General features: G+C 69.4%; 21 protein-coding genes. 6 read left to right on the plus strand and 15 right to left on the minus strand.

Annotated elements, in window-relative coordinates:
• Window positions 1–4 precede the first annotated feature (4 nt).
• Complete coding sequence (locus C1M51_RS15170; protein ID WP_231497827.1) at window positions 5–496, plus strand: dihydroneopterin aldolase; 492 nt, start codon at window positions 5–7, stop codon at window positions 494–496.
• Between the two features lie 109 nt (window positions 497–605).
• On the opposite strand, the gene fae is transcribed toward C1M51_RS15170, so the two are convergent.
• The 8 genes from fae to C1M51_RS15210 form a co-directional block, all read right to left on the minus strand.
• Complete coding sequence (gene fae / locus C1M51_RS15175) at window positions 606–1115, minus strand: formaldehyde-activating enzyme (RefSeq protein WP_011830196.1); 510 nt, start codon at window positions 1113–1115, stop codon at window positions 606–608.
• 98 nt (window positions 1116–1213) lie between these two features.
• The gene (locus tag C1M51_RS15180; protein WP_129451079.1) at window positions 1214–2107 is read right to left on the minus strand and encodes a triphosphoribosyl-dephospho-CoA synthase; all 894 of its coding nucleotides are present in this window, start codon (window positions 2105–2107) and stop codon (window positions 1214–1216) included.
• Entirely contained in the window at window positions 2104–3024 is a 921-nt protein-coding gene (locus C1M51_RS15185; protein ID WP_129451082.1) for a RimK family alpha-L-glutamate ligase, read from the minus strand. The genes C1M51_RS15180 and C1M51_RS15185 overlap by 4 nt, the downstream gene beginning before the upstream one ends.
• A gap of 16 nt (window positions 3025–3040) precedes the next feature.
• The gene (gene mch, locus C1M51_RS15190) at window positions 3041–4093 is read right to left on the minus strand and encodes a methenyltetrahydromethanopterin cyclohydrolase (protein WP_129451085.1); all 1053 of its coding nucleotides are present in this window, start codon (window positions 4091–4093) and stop codon (window positions 3041–3043) included.
• Between the two features lie 49 nt (window positions 4094–4142).
• Window positions 4143–5303, minus strand: a complete 1161-nt coding sequence (locus C1M51_RS15195) for an ATP-grasp domain-containing protein (protein ID WP_242499791.1) — start codon at window positions 5301–5303, stop codon at window positions 4143–4145.
• A gap of 117 nt (window positions 5304–5420) precedes the next feature.
• A complete protein-coding gene (locus C1M51_RS15200; protein WP_129452225.1) occupies window positions 5421–6323 on the minus strand; it encodes an NAD(P)-dependent methylenetetrahydromethanopterin dehydrogenase in 903 nt (300 codons plus the stop codon).
• 50 nt (window positions 6324–6373) lie between these two features.
• A complete protein-coding gene (locus C1M51_RS15205) occupies window positions 6374–7402 on the minus strand; it encodes a beta-ribofuranosylaminobenzene 5'-phosphate synthase family protein (RefSeq protein WP_129451088.1) in 1029 nt (342 codons plus the stop codon).
• Window positions 7403–7668: 266 nt separating this feature from the next.
• Entirely contained in the window at window positions 7669–10032 is a 2364-nt protein-coding gene (locus tag C1M51_RS15210; RefSeq protein ID WP_242499792.1) for a TonB-dependent receptor, read from the minus strand.
• Between the two features lie 568 nt (window positions 10033–10600).
• Here C1M51_RS15210 and C1M51_RS15215 point away from each other — a divergent pair.
• From C1M51_RS15215 to C1M51_RS15235, 5 genes are all read left to right on the plus strand, one after another.
• The gene (locus C1M51_RS15215) at window positions 10601–12145 is read left to right on the plus strand and encodes a histidine kinase (RefSeq protein WP_165349704.1); all 1545 of its coding nucleotides are present in this window, start codon (window positions 10601–10603) and stop codon (window positions 12143–12145) included.
• The gene (locus C1M51_RS15220; protein WP_129451093.1) at window positions 12142–12807 is read left to right on the plus strand and encodes a response regulator transcription factor; all 666 of its coding nucleotides are present in this window, start codon (window positions 12142–12144) and stop codon (window positions 12805–12807) included. The genes C1M51_RS15215 and C1M51_RS15220 overlap by 4 nt, the downstream gene beginning before the upstream one ends.
• A 179-nt stretch (window positions 12808–12986) precedes the next feature.
• Complete coding sequence (locus C1M51_RS15225; RefSeq protein ID WP_129451095.1) at window positions 12987–14096, plus strand: hypothetical protein; 1110 nt, start codon at window positions 12987–12989, stop codon at window positions 14094–14096.
• A gap of 164 nt (window positions 14097–14260) precedes the next feature.
• Window positions 14261–15928, plus strand: a complete 1668-nt coding sequence (locus C1M51_RS15230) for a P-loop ATPase, Sll1717 family (protein ID WP_129451097.1) — start codon at window positions 14261–14263, stop codon at window positions 15926–15928.
• A 289-nt stretch (window positions 15929–16217) separates the two neighbouring features.
• The gene (locus C1M51_RS15235) at window positions 16218–16379 is read left to right on the plus strand and encodes an addiction module protein (RefSeq protein ID WP_242499793.1); all 162 of its coding nucleotides are present in this window, start codon (window positions 16218–16220) and stop codon (window positions 16377–16379) included.
• A 233-nt stretch (window positions 16380–16612) separates the two neighbouring features.
• On the opposite strand, the gene C1M51_RS15240 is transcribed toward C1M51_RS15235, so the two are convergent.
• The 7 genes from C1M51_RS15240 to pqqE form a co-directional block, all read right to left on the minus strand.
• A complete protein-coding gene (locus C1M51_RS15240; RefSeq protein ID WP_129451099.1) occupies window positions 16613–17368 on the minus strand; it encodes a hypothetical protein in 756 nt (251 codons plus the stop codon).
• Window positions 17369–17370: 2 nt separating this feature from the next.
• On the minus strand, window positions 17371–17865 hold the full coding sequence (locus C1M51_RS15245) for a hypothetical protein (protein ID WP_011830179.1): 495 nt from the start codon (window positions 17863–17865) through the stop codon (window positions 17371–17373).
• Window positions 17866–17877: 12 nt separating this feature from the next.
• Window positions 17878–18483, minus strand: a complete 606-nt coding sequence (locus C1M51_RS15250) for a hypothetical protein (RefSeq protein WP_129451101.1) — start codon at window positions 18481–18483, stop codon at window positions 17878–17880.
• Window positions 18480–19199, minus strand: a complete 720-nt coding sequence (locus C1M51_RS15255; RefSeq protein ID WP_129451103.1) for a hypothetical protein — start codon at window positions 19197–19199, stop codon at window positions 18480–18482. Before C1M51_RS15255 ends, C1M51_RS15250 begins: the two co-directional genes overlap by 4 nt.
• A gap of 173 nt (window positions 19200–19372) precedes the next feature.
• Window positions 19373–20200 (minus strand): ABC transporter permease, encoded by an 828-nt coding sequence (locus C1M51_RS15260; RefSeq protein WP_129451105.1) that lies wholly within the window; start codon window positions 20198–20200, stop codon window positions 19373–19375.
• A complete protein-coding gene (locus tag C1M51_RS15265; RefSeq protein ID WP_129451107.1) occupies window positions 20197–20946 on the minus strand; it encodes an ABC transporter ATP-binding protein in 750 nt (249 codons plus the stop codon). Before C1M51_RS15265 ends, C1M51_RS15260 begins: the two co-directional genes overlap by 4 nt.
• 40 nt (window positions 20947–20986) lie before the next feature.
• A complete protein-coding gene (gene pqqE / locus C1M51_RS15270; RefSeq protein WP_129451109.1) occupies window positions 20987–22219 on the minus strand; it encodes a pyrroloquinoline quinone biosynthesis protein PqqE in 1233 nt (410 codons plus the stop codon).
• Window position 22220: the final 1 nt, after the last annotated feature.

Below are 22220 nucleotides of genomic sequence, written 5' to 3' on the forward strand. Positions count from 1 at the left end.
GCCCTTGATCGCCGCCCCCCGCCCGCAGCTGCAGTTCACCGCCACCGACGCTGGCCGCGACGCCGAGCCGCTGGACCTGATCTTCATCGAAGGATTCACCGGCCAGACGGTGATCGGCATCCACGACTCCGAACTGCACCGCCCGCAGACCATCCGCATCGACGTGACAGCCGGCCTGCCGCGGCCGCGCGCCTGCGACAGCGACCACATCGCCGACACCATCGACTACGGCGTCGTGCGCGAGCGGCTGCAGCGCCTGCTCAAGGAGCACAAGCTCACGCTGCTGGAGTCGTTCGCCGAAACCGTGGCCGACATCCTGCTCCACGAGTTCGGTGCGCACTGGGTGCGCGTGGTGGTGGTCAAGCCGAAGAAGTTCGACGACGTGGAAGCGGTGGGCGTGGCGATCGAACGCCGCCGTGCCACCGACCCGGCCAGCGGCCGGGCCGCGCCGGTGCTGTCGCTGATCGGCGCGGGCATGGTGCCGGGCGGCGCCTGAGGGGCCGTACCCGACAGCCGAAAAAAAGCCGACCGGGCAACCGGTCGGCTTTTCTCATGCAGCGACCGCAGGCTGGCGCGCTACGGCACGCCGACCTGCGACCCGTGCATCACTTGGCCGCGAACGGGTGAGCGGCGCTGCCCTTCTTGGAGACCACTTCGCGAGCGGTCGGCGAACCCGACACCGCGCGCTTGATCGACTCCTTGACGGCCTGGTAGTTGTAGTCCTGGATCTTCTTGTCGTCTTCGGCCAGCCAGTGGATGAAGACACCGACGCTGATGAACAGGTTGTCGGCTTCGTCGGCGGGGATGGTGCCGTCTTCCACGCAATCGGCGACGGCCATGGCCACGCCGCGCTGGGCCGGGCCGAACATCTGCACGGCCTGCTTCGCGCCCTTGATCGTGACCTTGTTGAACATCACGGTCGCCGGCTTCACGAGCAGGTTGGGGGCCACGACGGCGAGCAGGGACGTGAAGCCGTCCTTGTTGTTCGTCAGGCTGTTGGCGAAGGCCGTTTCGGCGGCGCTGCCACGCGGCCCGATCAGCAGGTCGATGTGAGCCACTTCGTTGCCATCACCGACGAGCGATTCGCCGACCATCATCCGGTCAATCTTTGCCATGTTGAGTCTCCGTGAGCAAGTTCTGCAGAAGTGAATGTGAAGAGCACTGGGCGTTGCCAGTACCTCATGAACTTACACGTTCCATGCCAGCGCCGCAATCATGGGAAAGTCGAGAGGTCGGCCACGCCGAGTGCGCCAGCAATGAACAGTGTGGTCACCGTCAGGTCCGCGCTGGTGCCGGGATTGAGCCCACGGGCCTTGAGATCCTCGTCCCAGGCCGCGAAGGCCGGGTCGTCGCCGACCCGCTCGCCGCCTTCGGCCCGCCGCCGCCACGGCGCCGCCTCGTCGGTGACAGCCTGTGCCACGTCGGTGCCGAACTTTCGAACAATGTGTGAATCGGGCCAGCGGCCCAGGCAGGCGAGGAACAGCGCCTGCACCGCAGCGTCGTCGAGCCGCGGTGATGCCGTGGCGGCGCGACGCAGCGCCGCGAGTCCGGTGTCGAACAGGTCGGCATAGTCGCTCGCGTACTGGCGCGCGATGCGGTCGCGGTCGGCGGCGAGCCGCATGGCCTCGCGCAGGCCCACGGTGGGCCCGGCCGCCACGTCCTGCACCTCGGCGCGGCCGAGGCCGCCCGGGTTCGCCGCCGCGATGGCGCGGTAGGCGGCGCGCGTGTCCTCCACGTCCAGTGCAGCCAGCTCGTCTGCCAGGGCCGCACGCAGCGCGGCGGGACGCGCATCGTCGCCGAGCGCGTGCCACGATCCGGCACAACGCTCGAGCGCGGCGGCCAGCGGCGCGCACAGCAGCACGATGCCCAGGTTGGTGTTGCAGCCCGCCACGGCCAGCGTCGCCGCCATCGCCGCCTCGATGCGCGCGCCGACCCGCGCGCCCGGCGCGAACAGCGCGGGCGCGGCCGCCGCGGCGCTGTCGAGGAACTGGCGCGCCTGCATGCCGTGGCCGGGCGAGGCAAGGCTCACGTTGCCGGGCTTGCGCACCGCCACGTCGAGCCGGCAGGCCTGCAGGAAGACGGTGTGCGGCGACGCGGCGGGGCTCATGCGCGGCGTGCGCCGCCGGCCGCGGCGCGCGCGGCGGCGAGCTTGCGGTCGAGCAGGTCGTCGACCAGCGCCCGCGCGATCGGGAAGGGCGTGACGCGCTGCAGCCCCTGCCACGCGGCCACGCCGTTCACCTCCAGCACCTGCGGGCCGTCGGCGCCGGGCAGCAGGTCGATGCCGGCGTAGTCCATCTGCAGCGCCGCGGCGGCGCGCTCGGCCAGCGCGGCGAGTTCGGGCGTCAGCGCGGCCGGCTCGACCTTCGCACCCTGCTTGAGGTTGTGGATCCAGTGCGCGCTGCAGCGTCGCATCGCCGCGATCGCGCGACCGCCGACCACCAGCACCCGCCAGTCGAAGCCGGGCGACTCGACGTAGCGCTGCAGGTAGGCGAGCCCGCCATAGGCCTTCAGCGACGGCAGCGGCACGTGCGCGCCGTCCACGCGGCCCACACGCCGCAGCCCCTTGCCCTGCGAGCCGAACAGCGGCTTGAGCACCAGCGCGCGGCCGGCCGCGCTCTCGCGCGTGACGAGGCGCTGCGCCTGGGCCGGCGACTCCATCGCCCAGGTCGGCGGCATCGCGATGCCGGCCGCGTGCAGCAGCAGGCTGGTCATGGACTTGTCGACGCTGCGCTCGATGGCGCGCGCGTCGTTGTAGACCGGCACGCCCAGCTCGCGCAGCGCGTGCAGCACGCCCAGCCGCACCGTCACCTGCTCGAAGCTGCCGCCGGCGATGCCGCGCACCAGCGCCGCGTCGGGCAGCTCGCGGCCGTAGCCGGGGATCACCAGGCCGTGCCAGGAGGCCGCGGTGTCGATGCGGCAGTCGGCCAGGTCGATGCAGCGGCCCTCGGCGCCACGCGCGCGCAGCGCCTGCTGCACCTGGCGGGTGTGCCAGCCGGTCTCGTCCGTGAAGATCGCAACACGCATTGCAGCAGGAGAGGACTCAGGCCGCGTCCAGCCACTGCCCGCGCAGCAGGTCCAGGTTCAGGCGGCCGGCATGCCAGGTCTTGCCCGACTCCAGGCTCGACACCCACACCTCGGCCGGCGCGAACAGCGCGCCGTCGATCTTGTAGAAGTCGTACTCGGCGGCCTTGAAGATGTCGGCGAAGCCGCGCCCGTAGTCGCGCGAGTTCAGCGACGGCAGTTCCTTGGCCAGCAGGCGCGCCGCGTCGTCGCCGCCGCGCACCGTGAGCTGCACGCGGCCACCGTAGAGGATGGCGTCGTTGGTGCGGCCCATCGCGTCCAGGCCGTCGGCGCCGGGCGAGGGCAGCGGCGCGCTCGCCACGCCGTCGACGATGTGCTCGAGCGGAAAGTGCAGCTCGTGCGCCTTGTGCAGCGCCACCTCGAGCACGCGCGCCACCACCTGTGTCGTGCCGGCCAGGCTGCGCGTGGGCGTCAGGATCAGCGTCAGCTGCTCGGGGCGCAGGCCGCAGTCGCGCAGCACCTTCTCCACCACCACCGGCGGCGGTGCGCGGTCCACCTCGAGCACCAGCACGCCGCTGCGCTCGGCCGCGGCGATCGGGTCGCGGTAGCCCAGTTCCTTGAACAGCTCCTCCTTGCCGGCCAGCGCGCGCGCCGGGCCGGAGCCGAGCGAGAAGAACTTCTTGCCGCCCGCTTCCTCCTTGCTGGCCGACAGGCTCCAGCCCGCGTACTGGCTCGCCAGGCAGGCCAGCACCGGCTGGCTGCTGCTGACCTCCAGCCAGGTCGGCCAGCCGCTGCTGGCGTCGCCATAACCCTGTGCGGCCAGCGCCACGCGGCCCAGGCCGCCCATGCAGATCTCGCCGACCAGCACGCCCGCGGCCACGCTGCCGGGCGCGGCGATGCCGGCGTCGACGATGCGCACGCCGCTCGCGTCCTGACGGACCTGCACGCGCAGCTCGTCGGCCTGGTCGAGCAGGCGCTGCAGCAGCGGGCGCACGGCCGCGTTGACGCTGAGCGGGCTGTCGGCGAAGGGCGGGGTCGTTGCGGAGTCGGTCGTGGACGGGGTGCTGCTCATGGCGTGGTCTCTCTCAGGGTCGTTCGTCGTTGTGATGTCTCGGCCGGGCTCAAGTCTGCGCCAGTGACGCGCGCAGCGCGGCCCGCTTCTCGGCCAGGCGCTCGCGCACCTCGGTCACGCGGGTCCCCTGGGCGTCCACGCTGCACAGCGGGTCGCCCGGCGCGTGGCGGCTGCCGGCGGCGGGCAGGTCGTGGCAGTCGTCGCGCGCCGCCAGGGCTTCGGCCTGGGCCGCCGTCAGCTGCACCGCGCGGCGCGCGAACACGATCTCGCTGCCGCGCAGCGCGCCCGGCGCCGGCGCTGCGGCCTCGGCCGGTGGCAGCGTGCCGTGCAGGCAGGCATCGACGTGGGCCCGCATCCACGCCAGCCGGTCGCCGTACAGCACCGCGCTGGCCGACGGCCGCGGGTTGATCTCCAGCAGCGACCAGCGGTCGCCGTCGAGCAGGAAGTCCAGGCTGCACAGCCCGCGCAGGCCGAAGGCGGCGACCAGCGTGTGCAGCGTGGTGTCCAGCCCCACCGCCAGCGCCGCCGGCAGCGCCACCGGACCGATGGCACCGCGGTAGACATGCGGACGGTGCGCGCCGAGCGGCCGGACGATCAATTCGCTGATGCCGAGCACGCGCGCCTCGCGGCCGTTGGCGATGAACAGCGCCGACATCGGCGTGCCGGGCGCTTCGCGCTGGTAGTAGGGCTGCTGTTCGGGATCGGCCGGGTGCGGGTCGTCGGCCGGCCGGATGTGCCAGCCGCCGGTCCCGCGCGCCTCCTTGCGCAGCCAGCCCGACGGCGGATCGGGGGCGTCGAACTGCACCTCGGGGTGCGGCAGGCCCAGCCAGTCGAGCATGCCGAAGAAGCCGGCCGGGTCGCGCACGCGCAGCACCGTCTCGGCCGGCGTGCCGATCAGCGGCAGCGCCTGCGCGCCGCGGCCCAGCAGCTCGGGCTGGCCTTCGAAGCCGCTGCCCGCCACCCAGCCCAGCACCTGCCGGTCGGCGGCGGCCTTGCGCAGGGCCTCCAGCGTGCGCTGCGGGTCGATGCCCAAGGGGCCGTCGTCGCGCCCGATCGACCGCCAGCGCAGCGCCGCGCGCCGCGTGTCGACATCGCCGAAGGCATCGAGCGCGATCACGTCGTAGCCGTCACGCGCCGCCGCCTCCGCCATCCAGCGCGCGGACAAGCCCGCGACCACCAGGGTCGCGCGGCCGGTCGAAGCAGCAGTCACGTCAGCGCCCCGCGCGTGCGCCACCGCGGTCCACGCGCGCAGACGCCGTGGACCGGCTCCGCCGGTCCACCAGCGTCGCCCCCTTGAGGGGGAGCGGCGCAGCCGCAACGGGGGTGGTCATGCCTCCGAGAGAACTTCGCGCGCCACCGCCAGCGCCTCGGGGAAGCTCAGGTAGACCGGCTTCTCCGCGCCGCGCATGCGCACCAGCAGGCGGTGCTGCACCTGGTACTTCACGTTGCCGATCGCCAGCGCGCCGATGCCCACCGCGCGGCTGCCGGGCAGCAGCTTGCCGCTGTCCATCACGCCCACGCCGGCGATGCCCTCCGGCGGCACCGCGTTCACGTCGGCCGCCACCAGCAGCCGCGTGGCCACCGCGCGGTCGGCCTCGCTGATCACCTGCACGCCGGCCGCCGCGGTGCCCAGCACCACGTCGGCGTCGGCGATCGACGCGCGGATGGCGTCCACGCCCTTGCCCGACACGCCGCTCATTGCGCTGCCGAAGCGCACGTTGGTCTCGTCGGCCGCGCGCTGCGCCGCCTCCACGCCGCCGCGGCTGGACAGCCGCACGTCGGCGCCGAGCTGCTGCGCCAGCACGCCGGCGATGCGGCCCACCGTGCCGCCGCCACCGAGGATGACCACGCGCTTGCCGGCGAGGTCGGTGCCGTGCACCTTGCGCAGCTGGCCTTCCACGCAGGCCACCAGCGCGGCGGCGGTGGTGTAGGAGCCGCTCGGGTCGGCCATCACCGACACCACGAAGGGCTTGACCATCGCCTTGCGCGCCGCGTCCAGCATGTCGGCGGCCAGCAGCACGTCGCGCCCGCCGATGAAGAGGCCGGTGCGCGCCACGCCCTTGGGGCCGCGCGAGAAGATCGCGTCCTGCGTCAGGCCGGTCACGCCGTCGAGCGTGACCTCGCTGTAGGTCGGCAGCAGCTGGTAGCCGGCGTCGGCGGCCATGTTGATGTCGAACGGGCTCATCTGCTTGCCCGGCGTGATCATGTGGAGGATGTAGGGGCGGTCCATCGCAGTCGCTTTCAGGTCGTCTTCGTCGGGGTCGGGGAGAACGTCGGGCTTCATCGGAGCGGGGGGCGGACTTCGATCGACGCACCGTGCGCGCGGGCGCCCACGGTGCGCAGTTGCAGCGCCGCCTCCACCATGCCGGCCGCGCGCGCGGCGGCCAGCACGGCGTCGGCCTCGGCCGCCGACGGCAGGATCGCGAAGCCGGTCGGGCCCCACGAGCTCTGTCCGGTGGCGGCCACGTGGTGGCGGGCGATCCATTCGCACAGCCGCGCGACCGCCGGGCTCGCATAGAGCTGGCCGCCCTGGGCCGGCGCGAAATGCGCGCCGACCAGGCGCTGCACCGCGCTCACGCCCTGGGCGAACAGCGTGAAGTCGTCGCTCGCGGCGCCGGGCAGCACGCGCATCAGCACCTCGTGGCAGACCGCGGCGGCGCTGGCCTGCGCGAAGGCCGGCAGCGTGGCGATCGCGCTCCTCTCGTCGGCGCCGCTCAGGCCCTGCCGCTGCGGGTCGAGCACCAGCAGCACGCGCCACGCGGACGGCAGCTCCAGGCGCGCCAGCAACGGTGCCGGCACGCCGTCGTCGCCGGTGCCGCCGTCGAGCAGCAGCCCGCCCTGGTCGAAACCGGCGATGCCCACGCCCGAACGCAGGCCACGGCCGAGCAGGCGCGCGATCTCCGGGGTGGCGAGCGACAGGCCGTGCAGGCTCGCGAAGGCGCGCCCCACCGCCAGCGCGAGCTGGGTGCCCGAGCCGAAGCCGGCATGGGCCGGCGGCAGCTGCAGCAACTGCAGGTGCAGCGGGGCGTCGAGGCCGAAGGCGCGCTGCAGCGTCGCCACATGCGCCGTCGCGCGCGCCAGCGCCTCCTGCGCGGCCGCGCCGTCGTGCAGGGCCTCGCCGTGGTTGCGCGCGTCGCGGCGCAGCGCCAACACGGTGTCGAAGTCGTCGATCACCAGCCCCAGGCTGCCGAAGCGCCGCCCGAGCGTGGCCGACGGGTCGAGGAAACCCAGGTGCAGCCGGCCGGGCGCACGCACCACCACCGCGCTGTCGGTGGCGGGCCGCAGGGTCGAACGGGCGGTCATGAGCATCGGATCGGGGCAGGCGGGTTCGGCATGAGCCGGGGTTCAGAGCAATCGCTGTTCCCGGCCCGCCGCGGTGGCTGGCGGCGGGGCCGCCGGGGCGCGGGCCGTTCGCAGTGTCGCGTGATGTGCCAAAGCGCGGACAGTGTGTCACGCTGCGGCCCGGCCGGCGAGCGCGCTTCCCCGATGAAAAAGCCCCCGGCGGTGCCAGGCACCAGCGGGGGCGGGGTGGGGCGCCGAGAGGTCCGCTCGGGCGCCCGCTCAACGCGGAGGGGTCAGAAGCGGTAGCGCAGGCCCACGAACACGGCGCGCGGGGTGCCCGGCGCCACGAACAGCGCGTCGGCTTCCTCGCCGGTGTAGTTGCCGCTGGCGTCGAACATGGTCTCGGCCAGCGCGCCGAAGGTCTCGTGGCGGCGGTCGAAGACGTTGTTCACGTTCGCGTACAGCTCCCACTGCGCGCTCGGCTTCCAGCTCGCGCGCAGGTTCACGATGGCGTAGCCGGGCAGACGCACGCGCTTGTACTCGGGGTCCTCGCCGACCTCCGGGTCCTCCAGCAGGCCGTCCTCGTTGCCCGACACGCCGCGGCTCGTCACCGCCTGCAGGTCGCTGCCGACCGTGAGACCGTCGCCCACGCGCCAGTCCACCGCCAGCTTCAGCGTGTGGCGCGGCAGCCCGGCGATGCGGGTGCCCGGCGTGATGGTCACGTTGCGCTCGCCCTGGCGCAGCACGCCGTTGGCCTCGTAGGTGGCCTTCAGGAAGCTGTAGCCGATGCCGACGTCGAACGCGCCGTGGGTCACCGCGAACTCCGTGTCCACGCCCTGGTTGCGCGTCTTCGGGAAGTTGGCGAAGTAGCCGAGCTGCCCGGTCACGCTGGTGCTGCGGAACAGGATGTCGTCCTTGTTGTCGGTGCGGAAGGCCGCCAGGTTGAAGCGCATGCCGGGGGCGAGCGGCCAGCGCAGGCCGGCCTCGACGGTGGTCGACTTCACCTGCTTCAGGTAGGGGTCGGCCTGCAGACCGGCCGGCAGGCGGCAGGGCTCGTCGGGGTCGGCACAGCCGAGCTCGATGACGGTGGGCACGCGCGTGTTGCGGGCCACGTTGGCGAACAGCGTGGGCGTGGTGGCGGCCTCGCCGAGGCGGTGCGCGATGCCCAGCGCCGGGTTCACGCTGTTGTAGCTGAAGCGCTCGTTGGGCTTGTCCTCGATGATGCCGGTGTCGTCGTCGCGCGTGGTGAGCTGGTTGCTCACCGTCGAATGGTTGTAGCGCGCCGTGCCCGTCACGTGGGTGCGCGGCGCGACCCGCCAGGTGTCGGTGGCATACACGCCGTAATGGGTGGACCGGCCTTCCACGTTGGCCGACAGTTCGCGGTCCTCGCCCGGCGCCGGGATCACGCCGCGGCTGTCGGTGAAGAAGCCTTCCTGCTCGTACTGGCTGTACTCCACGCGCGAGCGGTCCACGCTGGCACCCACCTGCCACTGGTGCGCCCCGCTGACGCGCGAGTAGCTCAGCGCCGCGCCGTAGCCGGTCTGCGTGGTCGCGGTGTTGTTGAACGCGGCGTTCGGATCGCCCGGATCGTCCGGCTCTTCCTCGGCCTCGTCGCCGTTGATGGTGCTGCGCGAGCTCTTGCGCACGTACAGCAGCGCGGCCAGCGAGCTGTTGGCGTCGAGGGTGTGCTGGCCGTTGAAGCTGAGCTGGCCGAGCTTGTTGCGCGTCTGGTCGGGGTAGGTGTAGACCGACTCGCGGCGCGAGAAGTACAGGTCCTTGACCAGCGCGCCCTCGTCGATGGTGTAGGCCGGCAGCAGGCCGTTGCCGACCAGGTTGCTTTGCGAGTAGAGCGCGCCGAGGCTCCAGCTCGTGGTGCCGTCGTCGTGCCCCAGCTTGCCGAAGAACTGGCCGAGCTTGCCGTCGGAGTGGTCGCGCCAGCCGTCCTCGTCGAAGCCGGTGACGGCCACGTACTGGTGCCAGCCGCTGTCGTCGCTGCGGCCGTAGCTGAGGTCCGCGCGCTTGCGGCCGAAACTGCCGGCCGACAGGTCGGCGCGGAAGCCCGGCGCGCTGCGGCCGTCGTGCGTGGTGTAGGCCAGCGCACCGCCCAGCGAGTTGAGGCCGAAGGCCGGGTTGGCCCCCGGCACCAGCGACAGCGTGTTGATCGCGAACTCGGGGATCAGGTCGAAGTTGACCACGTCGCCGAAGGGCTCGTTGATGCGCACGCCGTCGACGTAGACCGACAGGCCCTGGCCGGCGCCGAGCAGCGGCGAGGCGCGGAAGCCGCGGTAGGTGAGGTCGCCCTGGAAGGGGCTGCCCTGGATCTCGTTGACCTGCACGCCGACCACGCGGCGGTTCAGGTAGTCGGTCTGGTTCACGGCCTGCGCGCCGTCGATGGCGTCGCGCTTGAGCACCTGGGTGGAGTACGGAAGGATGTTGCGGTCGATGCCCTGGCCGGGCAGCGGCGACACGCCGATGATTTCCACGCGATCGAGCTGCGCAGCGGCGGCCTGGGCTGCCGCGGTGCCGGGCATGGCGATCAGCGGCAGGCCGAGCCACCCGAGGGCGGCCAGTGCGCGCGTGATCGGCGACGGTGTGGATCGGTCCGGCCGTGCCAGGCGCGTGGGCCGCGCGGGCCGGTTTTCGAGAGGGCGAGTCACCGTCAAGTCTCCTGATAGTTATAGGTTCATCACAACAACGACCCGGGATTGTGTGTACGGTGTCCCGCTGCCCGGTTCGGGAGAAATTCCCGAGTTGAACGACTGAGCACTGGGGAAACAACCGATTGCCCGCATCCCGTGCGCAAGCACGGCGGCAAAAAAATACCCCGCCCGATGCAGGCATCGAGCGGGGTGCAGAGGCAAGCCCATCAGGCGCGGCAACGCCGGGCTTGCCCAGAGGGATACGGGGAAAACGGCGTCAGTGCAGGGGCCGGGGCACGGCCCGCGTGAGGTGGCGGCGGCGCCCCGCCGGCAGCGCCGATCCGGCGGTGGCCGCCGTCACGAAGTGATCGAACGCTGCCGATCCGCCAGCGCCCGGCGCGACCTTGCGACCGATGCAAGTGCCGCGCGCTCGTGCACACTGCGTCGGCACATCGGCGGACGGCATTGCGCGCATCACGGGCCGGCCGCTCGGCACGCCGCTCGCCGGGCGTGGGGCCTCCGTCCGGGCCTGCATCGTCGCTCTCTCCTTGCTGCTGCGTTGGTGATGACTCGTCCTGATTCTGTGGTGCTTCCTCCCGCCGTCACGCCGGGAGTTCTTCCCGACGTACCGGCCGCGCCGGCGCCGCTGGAGCTGCCGCGCCTGGTGATGCGCGGCGCGCTGGTGGTGGTGCTGGGCGCGCTGCTGCTCGCGCTGCTGGTGGGGCTGTGGCGGGCGCGCGAGGACATGCGCGACGAACTTTCCGGCGCACTGGCGCAGGCCGAGATGAGCGCGCTGCTGATCGCCGCGAACACCATCGACGACGACGAGCTGGTGGCCGCCGTGCGCGCGCTGCGCGACGCCGGCGGCTCGCGCCACCTCGACGTGCGGCTGGTCGACGGCGCCGGGCAGGTGCGGCTGGAACCGAAGCCCGAGCCGCCGGCGTCGGCCGTGCTGGGCCTGCTGGTGCAGCTGAACCGCGTGCTGTTCGCGCCGCCGCGCCCGCAGACCGTGGCCGCCGCGCTGCCGCGGCCGGACGGGCCGGCCTGGCAGGTGCAGTGGATCGCGTCGCACGACAGCGAACAGCGCGAGTCGCTGGTGCAGCTGGTGGAGATGATGAGCCTGCTGGCCGGCTGCGGCCTGCTGATGCTGGGGGTGATGCACTGGCGCGTGCGGCGCTCGTTCCGCGCGCTGGCGCCGCTGCTGTCGGCCATCGAGCAGGTGGAGCGGCAGGACCTGGGGGAGGTGCGCGCGCTGCCGGCCATGCCGATCCGCGAGCTGGACGTGATTGCCCACGCGCTGCGCCACCTGGCGGGCGCGCTGGAGGAGGCCGAGGCCCGCCGCCGCCTGCTGGGCGCGCAGGTGCTGACCTTGCAGGAAGACGAGCGCAACCACCTGGCCCGCGAGCTGCACGACGAACTGGGCCAGCACCTCACCGCGCTGCGCGTTGACGCCAGCTGGCTGCAGCGCCGGCTGGCCCACGAGCCCGAGCTCGCGGCGGTGGTGGCCGGCATGAGCGAGCACTGCTCGCGCATCCAGAGCGAGGTGAGGGCGCTGCTGACGCGCCTGCGGCCGCTGGGCACCGCGGACAGCGCGCACGCCGACGGTGGCGAGCGCGTGGAGCGCCTGCGCGCGCTGCTGGAGACGCTGGTGCAGGCCTGGGTGCAGTCGCCGGGCCGCAGCACGCGCTACACGCTGGCCTTCGACAGCGTGGGGCTGGGCGACAACGACCGCCTGCCGCGCGAACTGGTGCTCACCGTCTACCGCATCAGCCAGGAGGCGCTGACCAACGTGGCCCGCCACGCGCAGGCGAGCGAGGCGCGGCTGAGCGTGCGCATCGTGCGCGTGCCGGGCGCGACCACGGCCCTGCTGGACTGGGCGGTGGAAGACGACGGCTGCGGGCTCGACGACGCCGGCGCCTGGCAGCGCGGCAACGGCCTGGCCGGCGTGAAGGACCGCGTGTGGTCGGCCGGCGGCGACCTGGAATGGCAGCCGGCGTCGACGGCGGCCTCGGGCGCCGGCGGCCCCGGCTTGAAACTGCATGCACGGCTGCCCTTTGCCGTGATCGACGACGGCAGCAACGTCAACAACCTCAGCGCGCCGACGAGCGCTGAACAGGAGAGAACTTCGTGACCGTGAGCCAATTGCCCGGGCCCTTGCGTGTGGCGCTGGCCGACGACCATGCGGTCGTGCGCGCAGGCTACCGCCGCCTGCTGGAACTGGAGGCCGACATCGCCGTGGTGGCCGAGTACGGCGACGCCGAGTCGGCCTACAGCGCGCTGGCCGGTGGCGGCAGTGGCGACGACATCGACCTGCTGGTGCTGGACCTCTCCATGCCCGGCCGCAGCGGGCTGGAGCTGCTGCGCCGGCTGTCGCAGCGGCGGCCGGACTTGTCGGTGCTGGTGTTCACCATGCACGACAGCGCGGCCATGCTCGACCAGTGCCTGCGCGCCGGCGCCGCCGGCTTCGTGACCAAGAGCAGCGCCCCCGAGGTGCTGGTGACGGCGGTGCGCCAGGCCGCGCGCGGCGAGATCGCGCTGTCACCCGACGTGGCCGCGCTGGCGGCGCGCACCGAGGGCGGCCCGCCGCACACCCGGCTGTCGAGCCGCGAGTTCGACATCCTGCAGCAGCTGCTGGCCGGCCGCGGCGTGGAAGAGATCGCGCAGACCCTGCGCCTGAGCACCAAGACCGTGGCCAACTACCAGACGCGCATCCGCCAGGCGCTGGGGGTGGGGAGTGCGGTGGAGTTGCTGAACTATGCGCGGGAGCATGGGTTGGGGGGGCCGGGGGTGTAGGGGGCTGTTGGAGTCCGCGGAAAGGGCCGGCTGATTTGGGGCGCATAACGCGCTTGCGCTTGATTGAAGGGACGGGCCTTTTTTTCAAGAAGCAGCAGGCTTTTTCTCGGGGGGAGGGATTGCGTTAGATCAACTGCGCCAGTACGGTCGCGCATGCCTAAATCTAGTTAGCCCGCACCATGCCCGCCGATCTCTTCTCCGAGCAGATTCAGAAAACCGGCTTCGTGCTGGAGAACGCGATTGCGCAGCAACTAAAGGCTGCTCGATGGACGGTCATCAGCAATCGTTACTACGTTGACGACGCGGAAGAGTCCGTGCGCGAGATTGATCTGGTCGCTTATCAGGTCTCGCGGGTCCAGCACTTCGACGTCTACACGGCCCTCTTGATTAGCTGCAAGAAGAGCGAGGCGAACGCTTGGGCGCTACTCTGTCGAGAGATCGATCTCAAAGATCCAAACTCAAACTGGCAACCACTACATGCTTGGTCGAATGACAAGGCCGTTTCTTTCCAACTGTTGAAGTCAGACTCTGCGCGCCTTTATCACGAGTCTGTTGCGACCTCCCAAATTGGGGATGCGCTCCGCACGCCCGCCGTAGATGTGTTTGCTTTCCAAGAGATGAGTAAGTCTTCGGGCGCTCCGCAGAACGATAAGGCGATCTTCGGCGCTACCACATCTTTGATGAAGGCCCAAGCCTACGAACTCGGCGCTCTTCCTCAGCGCAGAACGAAGCCTGCCGTCTATCAGTTTAATCTGCTGTCGGTCGTCGACTCGGATTTGATGCGCTTGTTCTTCGACGGCGCTTCTATCGAGACACAGCCTGTGGAACAAGAGCACTACATAGCGCGCTACATCATCAAGAAGCAGGCGACCTTCTCTCGGATTCGATTCATGCGTGCGGATGCCTTCGCCGCACTACTGCCGGAGTACTCTGCATTGCATCGTGAGAACTGTCGCTGGTTTGACAAGCAGTGCGACGACTTCTTCGTTGACATCGTGAAGGATTCGAAGCGAGCAGAGATTTTGGTGAGTGACTTCCGGAGAGAAGTACGCTGGGACATCAGATGGGCGCTCATTGACAAGAAGCTTCCCCCTCCAGACACAGACAAGATCAATTTCTACTGGTCGGATAGGCATAGCCGGATTCAGATTTATGGTCCCTTCGGAAATGCTGGCGCTCAGGCGCTCAACGAGGACGAAAAAGTGAAGGGCAAGGTGGCCGCGGTTCTAAAAAAGGTCTATCGCTACACCGGAGATTTCGAGTTCAACGACGACGACATTCCGTTCTAGCCAAGTGCGGGATAACCTTTGCTCTGGCCGGGACCTCCGCCGGTATGGCACTTGGCCCGCGAGGCGCTCTGCCTTATCGTCCGCCTCGCGGGCCAAGCGCCATTCCGGCTCCGGCCCGTCAGCTCAAACGTTAGATTCGTCCAACACCAAAGTAGGTCTTCGCGATGCAGAACGAACCGTCATGGAAAGCGATTCGCCTCCTCAAAGAGCCATTTAACGATGCTCTTAACTACAGATCGCGCGCAGAGAAGGATCTATTCAACAAGCTGTTCCTACAGACAGAGGAGATCAAGAAATGCTTGGCCTCGTCGACCTATTTTCTCATGGGGGAAAAAGGTGCCGGAAAGACCGCATACGCCGTCTTCCTAGAGAACAACATCGTTGAGAGTCACCGATGCCAAGTGACAACAATGACCGAAACGCAGTACAAGCGCTTCATCGAATTGAAGAGACAAGGGAAGCTCAACTACAGCGACTACGCGAACATCTGGCGATCAATGCTGCTGTTTTTAGTTGGTCGAATGCTCGTCTTGAAGTCAAAGGGCTTTTTTGAGAAGCTGACCGGCAAGTTCAAGACGGTAGAAAAGGAACTAGCGAAGTGGACAAAGAATGCACTCAATCCGGAGATCGAAAGTGCGTTTGAGGCCATTACTAGTGCTTCGTTCGCAGCCAACGTTGGGGCCCAAGACAAGGCGCAAGCCTCCGCGGAGGCAAAGTCCCAACAGAAGGAGAACCTCCCGCAACTTCGTCACCATCTCCTAGAGACGGAGAACGCGCTCAAGGAAGCCATCTCAACTCTGACACTTGCGGATTCCCACATCCTTTTTGTCGACGGTATTGACTACAGGCCAGAGTCGGTTCCGTACTCAGAATACATTGAATGCGTGAAAGGGCTTGCAGAAGCCATTTGGCAGCTAAACACTGAGTTCTTCAACACCATTAAAGATTCTCGCGGTCGCATCAAGATCGTTCTCTTAGTTCGTCCAGATGTATTTCATTCCTTGAATCTCTACAACTCCAACTCACGGCTTCAGGACAACACAGTCTTCCTTGACTGGGCGACGAACGAGAACGAGTACCGAGCTTCCAATCTCTTTGAAGTCAGTGGTCGATACTTCTCGATGCAGAACGGGAACGGAACCTCATCGGAAGTAGCCTGGCGTCACTACTACCAAGACGACCAGAACGATGGTGCAACCTTTAAGCGACTTCTAAAACTGACTTTTCAGAAGCCGAGAGACATCCTCACATTCATACGCCTCACGCGTGAAATGATGATTCATGCAGGCCGAGGCGGTGAGAGCAAATTTTCACCCGACCTTCTAAGCGAACCCGCCTTCACGAGAAAGTTTTCGGAGTACCTCTTGGGGGAAACGAAGAACTACGCCGCGTTCTATATGACGCAGGCAGACTTCCACAACTACCTGAAGTTCTTTCAATACTTAGACGGAAGAAAACGATTCACTTTTGAGCAGTTCGGCTCGGCCTATGCCCAGTTCCTTAAGTGGGCGGACGGGGAGGACTTCAAGGCAAGGGGATTCATGCGTGATGCGGAAGCGTTGCTGCAGTTCTTCTACGATGTCAACATCATTGGTTATACGGAATCTCTAGAAGATGACCGAGAGACCTACTACCACTGGTCGTATCGCGAACGGTCGCTGATTGACATTGCACCGAAGGTCAAATCCACCGGAACACTTGTCATCAATCCAGGGGTAGCCAAAGCACTCGACATTGGCAAGAGCTTCAAAAAGGGAAATGCAACTTCGCCGCCTGCGCGAAAGAGACCCGCTGCTGCGAAGAACAAGCCTCGCAACCGTGGGCGCAGATGAATCTAGGGAAGGTCTGCATAACTCAGGGCCGATCACGCTGCGCGGATTAGCCCTGAGTTATGCAGACCTTCATTAGTCGAGCTTGCCCGCTGCCGGTCTGACCTGTTCAGCGCGTCTTCGTTATCACGTCGTGCATGGAAGTGGATGCAGCGCTCAGGCGGGCGCCGTCGGCTGTGCGCAGCTTGCTGAGTATCATCAGCCCGCCGCCAGGAGCCTCACCATACCGGATGTCGTCGCTGTCCTAGCTGAACAAGCCCGCAACCTTCCTGCCGAGGAACGCTCGCGCCTTGTGGGCCTTCTCGTCGAGTCGCTTCACGACTCGCCTCTGGCCGAGGTCGAGGCCGCCTGGGCCAAGGAGATCGAGCGCTGCGTGCCCGCCTACGAGCGTGGAGAGGTGCAGACCTACGCTGCCGAAGACGTCTATGCGGAAGCGCGTTGCATCGCCCCGTGAGACTTGCGCGCCTCACGAGCGAGGCTCGGTCGGAATTGCTGGCGCAGACAGCCTACTACGAGACCATCCGCAAGGGGCTGGGCGCACGTTCGAGCTCTTCTACACCGAGATGGCCGACGGGGTGCTCATACACGCGGTGGCCGGTAATCACCTGTTCCCGGAGTACCGGCTGAGTCGCGTGCCGGGGAGCGACAGCTGACACTTTGCGCGAGTCGGCACGGAGCAGATCGTCCTCAGCTCTCCTCCACTAGCTCCATCACGAGCTTTCCCCCGAACACCAACCCGCTCGACCCCACCAACTCCTCGCGCTCCAGCCGCACCAGCCCCACGCCAGGGCAGTACCACTCGCGCGCCACGATGGGCACGTCGCGCCAGCCGCCCACGGAGCTGGAGAAGATGCGGATCTGGCCGTTGCCTTGCACCTGGGTGCAGCCGGTGTAGCGGCGGCCGTCGGCTTCCGCCGCGGTGTCCACCGCGGTGATGCTGAACAGCATGGGCACCGCCGGGTGGCGGTGGCGGGTCTCGCGCGGGAAGTTGGTGTTCTCCATCAGCAGGTAGGGCGCGGTGTCGGTCTGCCACTGCGTGCCCACGGTGTAGGGCGCCTTCAGCACGTAGCGGCGCGTGGCGTCGGGCTGCGGCTCGGCGTCGAGTTCGCTCTTGCTGGCCACGCGGTAGATGCCGGTGTCGTCGGCGCGCAGCCAGTAGTCGGCGCCGCCGTCGCTGTGGCGGTGCCAGGCCGGTCCGGGCTCGGCGGCCTGCTCCACCGTCAGCGTGTCCTTGGCCAGCGTGCGCAGCGTGAGGGTCTCTTCGTCGCGCGTGTTGTCTTCCAGCTCGGTCACGGAGCGGTACACCCAGGAGCGGCCGGGCTCCAGCGGGAACAGCTGGGTGGCGGCGGGCGGCTGGCCGCAGCCGGCCGTCGCCAGCAGTGCGGCCACGGCGCACAGCAGGCCGGGCGCGAGAAGAGCGCGGTGCATCATGCTCGTGCTCATTTTTATTTCTCCGGCAGCTGCGGCTTGGGCAGGTCGCGGATCTTCACGTTCTGCTCGTCGCGCCCGGGCCGCAGCCAGGCCAGGCCCTTGCGGCCGGCCTTGGGTTCGGCGGTGCCGAGCTGGCTCACGCCCTGGCGGGCCTTCTTCATGCCTTCGTTGAGCAGCGCGTGCAGGTCCTTGGCGTAGGGCAGCTTGTAGGCGCGCGGCTCGAGCGCGGGCTTGCCGTCCTCGATGCGGTTCACCCACACGTACAGCGCGCCGGGGTGCGAGGCGCTGGGTTCGTCGATCACGGCTGCCAGCAGGATGAAGCGCGGTGGCAGCGCCTCGTCGGCCGGCAGGCCCCACACCGCCTGCAGCACCGCGGCGCCGTGGAAGTAGAGCACCGTCACGCCCGCGACCAGCAGGCCCTTCAACCAGGCGGGCCAGCGCGAGTACAGCAGCGCCAGCGCGGTCAGCGCCAGCAGCGCGGCATAGGTGATGGCAATGGAGAGTGTCATGGCGGGGCCGGCTCAGATTTGCTGCACCAGGGTCTTGGGCAGGGTGTTGATGTTGTTCACGCTTCCGTCGGGCAGCACGGTGAAGCGCAGCGCGGTGGCTTCGTCGCCCTTGCGGGCGAGCGTGGCGGTGCCGTAGTACACGACCTCGGCGCGCGGGTTCACCTTCACCAGCGACACGGTGGCCTCCACCGGCTCGCCGTTCTTGGTCTCGTAGTACTGGATGTTCACCGTGTACTCGCCGGGCGCAATGCCGCGCAGCGTGACCACTTCCTGGTTGAGCGGGTTCACGATCTGCTTGCCGTTGACCACGATGGTGTCGTTGGCCAGCCCGCGGTCGTCGCGGTCCAGGTGCATCAGCCCGGCCTCGCGGGCGCGGAACCACACCAGGTCACCGGCCGGGTCCTGCACCCAGGTGTCCAGGTCGTTCGGGTTGTTGTCGGGCCAGCTCACGGTGATGATGAACTCGGCCTTGGCCGGTATGTCGCCGGCCTTCAGCGCCTTCGGGTTCATCGCCAGCAGCGCGATGATGAAGCAGAACACGAAGGCGATCAGCATGTTGAACAACATGTCGTAGAACGGGTCGACCTCGACCTCGCGCGAACGACGCCTGCGGCTCATGCGTTCTTCTCGGCCGCAGCCTCGTCACGCCCGGCGCCGTGGGCCAGGCCGTGGCGCTGGGTGTCGGCCACCAGCGCGTCGGCGTAGCGGTCCAGGCGGGTGAGCTGCAGGCCGAGCAGGATGTTGCCCACCAGGCCCACCATGGTGGTCAGCAGCGCGATGCCCAGGCCGGAGGTCAGGCTCTTCAGCAGTGCCTGCGACTGCGTGGCGTCGAAGCTCTCGGTGTGGCCGATCTGGATCGCCAGGATGGAGAAGCCGATCACCTTGCCCAGCAGCCCGAGCTTGAGCTGGATGCCGTTGACCCACCACGCGGTGGCGTGCGGTCCGTGGGTCTGCTCCATCAGCATGTCGAGCGGCGCGTCGGCGTCGGTGGGGCGCTGCGCCAGCGCGGCCCAGTAGGCGGCGGCCCAGCCGTCGCCGTCGCGCCGGCCGCTGGCGATGGCGTGGTGCAGCGCGGCGCGCTGCTGCTGCAGCTCGCGGGCGCGCTGCCCGGCCCAGAACGACGCGGCGACGAAGATCACGATGATCACCAGCGTGAGGCCGGTGGGGTCGGAGTTCAGCAGCAGGCCCCACACGCCGCGCACGCCGAGCAGCCAGGTGCCGAAGCCCAGCAGGCCGATCAGCGCCAGCCATTCGAGCCAGATCGGTTCGGGCAGGCCGCTGGCGCGCGGCGCGCCGCCGATGCGGCGCTTGTTGCCGCTGGTGGCGGCCGTCATGCGCCGGGGGCCCGCGGTGTCCGGGTGAGCGTGGATCGCATGGGAGTCTCCGAATCGTTGGCGGGGCCCGGCCGCCGGCGGCAGGCCGGAGCGGGGGGTCGGTTCGCCGCGATCTTAGTCAGCCGCCGCGCTCCCGTGCAGGGCAGTTTGCCCGCCGTGGGAGGAGCACCGTCTCAGCCGCCGCCGCGCTTGGCGAGCTGCCCGAAGCCGCGCTGCGGGTCGTAGCCCCAGCAGGCCAGCGTGAAGAACAGCGCCAGGCAGCCGAGCACCACCCAGGGCGCATTGCCCGGGTCCTGGCCGTAGAGCGCCAGGCGCATCCACTCCACCGCGTGCGTGAACGGGTTGAGCCGTGCCGCCTGGTGGATCCACTGCACGCCCGAGGCCTGCAGCTGCTGCAGCGGGTAGAGCGCGGTGGACAGGAAGTACATCGGGAAGATCACGAAGTTCATGGTGCCGGCAAAGTTCTCCAGCTGCTTGATGTGCACCGACAGCAGCAGGCCCAGCGCGCCCAGCATCAGCGCCGCGGCCAGCAGCGCGAGCAGCGCATGCAGGCCATGAGCCCAGTGGCCCGGCAGCTCGGTGCCGATCAGCAGCGCCAGCGCCACGAAGGCCAGCGCCTGCAGCGCCGACAGCAGCGCGGTGGCGCACAGCTTGCAGAACAGCAGCCAGGGCCGCGGCAGCGGCGCGGTGAGCAGCAGGCGCATCAGGCCCATCTCGCGGTCGTACACCATCGACAGCGAGGACTGCATGCCGTTGAACAGCAGCACCATGCCCACCAGGCCGGGCACGATGTACACGTCGTAGGGCTGCTGCAGCGAGGCGTCGGCCACGTGGCGGAAGCCGGCCGCGAACACCGCCAGCCACAGCAGCGGACGCACCAGCGCCGACAGCAGCCGGCCGGTCTGCTGCGAGAACTTCAACACTTCGCGCAGCACCACGGCGCGCAGGGCCTGCAGCGCGTGCGCCGCGCCGCGGCGCGCCGTGGCCGGCCCGCTGCTCATGCGGCCTCCCGCTGCGCGGCGCCGCCAGGGCCGCTGGTGCGGGCGATGAAACCCTGCTCCAGCGTGGCGCCGCCCAGCGCCGCGGTCACCGCGGCCGGCGTGCCGTCGGCCAGCAGCCGGCCCTGGTGCAGCACCAGCACGCGGTCGGCCGGCTCGGCCTCTTCGACCCAGTGGGTGGCCCACAGCACGCAGACGCCGCGGGTGCGTACGTCCTCGCGCAGCGCGGCCAGCAGGTCGTGGCGCGACTTGGGGTCCAGGCCCACGGTGGCCTCGTCCATCAGCAGCACGGCCGGGCGGTGCAGGCCGGCGCGCACCAGCTCGACCTTGCGGCGGTTGCCGCCCGACAGTTCGCGCGCCTTGCGGTCCAGGTCGGCCGCGGCGATGCCGAGGCGCGCGCTGTCGGCGGCGATGCGCTGGTGGGCCAGCGCGCGCGGCAGGCCATGCAGGTCGGCATGGAACAGCAGGTTGCGGCGCACGCTCAGGTCGAGGTCGAGCGAGATCTGCTGGAACACCACGCCGATGTGGCGCAGCGCGGCCGGCGCGGCATGGCGCAGCGAGTGGCCGGCCACCTCGACCTCGCCCTCGTCGGCCGCGAACAGGCCGGTCAGCACCTGGAACAGCGTGGACTTGCCGGCGCCGTTGGGGCCGAGCAGCGCGGTGAACTCGCCAGGGCGCAGCGCGAGGCTCAGCGACTGCAGCGCCGCGCGCTCGCCGTAGCGCTGGGTGAGGCCGGCGACGCTCAGCATCGTGGGCCGGTCTCGCGGCGGGCGGCGCCGGGGCGGCGCATCAGCGGGTCTCGGCGGCGGCGGGCGCGGTGTCGTGCTGCGGGCCGGCCCCGTCGTCGGACAGCGTGCGCGAGTTCGCGTCGGTGCGGTACCAGAGGTTGCCGCTGCGCGCTGCGCCCGGCACGAAGCGCAGCGGCTGCGTGGCGGGCGAGGCCACGGCCTGCTCGACGGCGGCCTGCAGCGCGGCATCGATCAGCGGGCGGTCGGGGCTCTTGGGGCAGACCGGGTCGGTGGCCGCCGCGTCGCCGGTGACGAGGAAGGCCTGGCAGCGGCAGCCGCCGTGGTCGACCGGGTGCTGGTCGCAGTTCAGGCAGGTGTCGCTCATCCACGCCGTGCCGCGGTAGCGGTTGAAGGCGTCGCTGTCGCGCCAGATGCCGGCGATGCTGTGCTCGGTGACCTTGGGGAAATCGAAGCCCGGCAGCATGCGCGCGCTGTGGCAGGGCAGGGCGGTGCCGTCGGGCGCGATGACCATGAACACCGCGCCCCAGCCGGCCATGCAGGGCTTGGGCTTGGCGTCCACGTAGTCGGGCGACACCCACAGGATCTTGGTGCGGCCGGCCAGCCGCTCGCGGTGGCTGTCGACGATGGCCTCGGCCGCGCGCAGCTCGTCGGGCGTGGGCATCAGCGCCGCGCGGTTGAGCCAGGCCCAGCCGTAGTACTGGGTGTTGGCCAGCTCCAGGTAGTCGGCACCCATGGCCTCGGCCATCTCGATGATGCGGCCCACGTGCGGCAGGTTGTAGCGGTGCATCACGCAGTTCAGCACCATCGGGTAGCCGAGCGACTTGATGATCGCGGCCACCTTGTTCTTGTGGTCGAAGGTGCGGGTGGACGAGAGGAAGTCGTTCAGCTCCTTGGTGGAGTCCTGGAAGCTGAGCTGGATGTGGTCGAGCCCGGCGCTCTTCAGCGCCTGCGCGCGCTTCTCGGTGAGGCCGATGCCGGAGGTGATGAGGTTGGTGTAGTAGCCGAGCTGGCGCGCCTCGGCCACCAGCTCTTCCAGGTCGTCGCGCAGCAGCGGCTCGCCGCCCGAGAAGCCGAGCTGCACCGCGCCCATCTGCCGCGCCTCGCGGAACACGCGCTTCCAGTCCTCGGTGCCGATCTCGCCCAGGTGGTCGGCGTAGTTCGTGGGGTTGGAGCAGAACACGCAGTGCAGCGGGCACTTGTAGGTGAGCTCGGCGAGCAGCCACATCGGCGCGCCGGGCGGCTGCGGGGTGGCGGGAGTGGCGGCGTTGCTCATG

The sequence above is a fragment of the Methylibium sp. Pch-M genome (assembly GCF_004136295.1).
Lineage (GTDB): Bacteria > Pseudomonadota > Gammaproteobacteria > Burkholderiales > Burkholderiaceae_C > Methylibium > Methylibium petroleiphilum.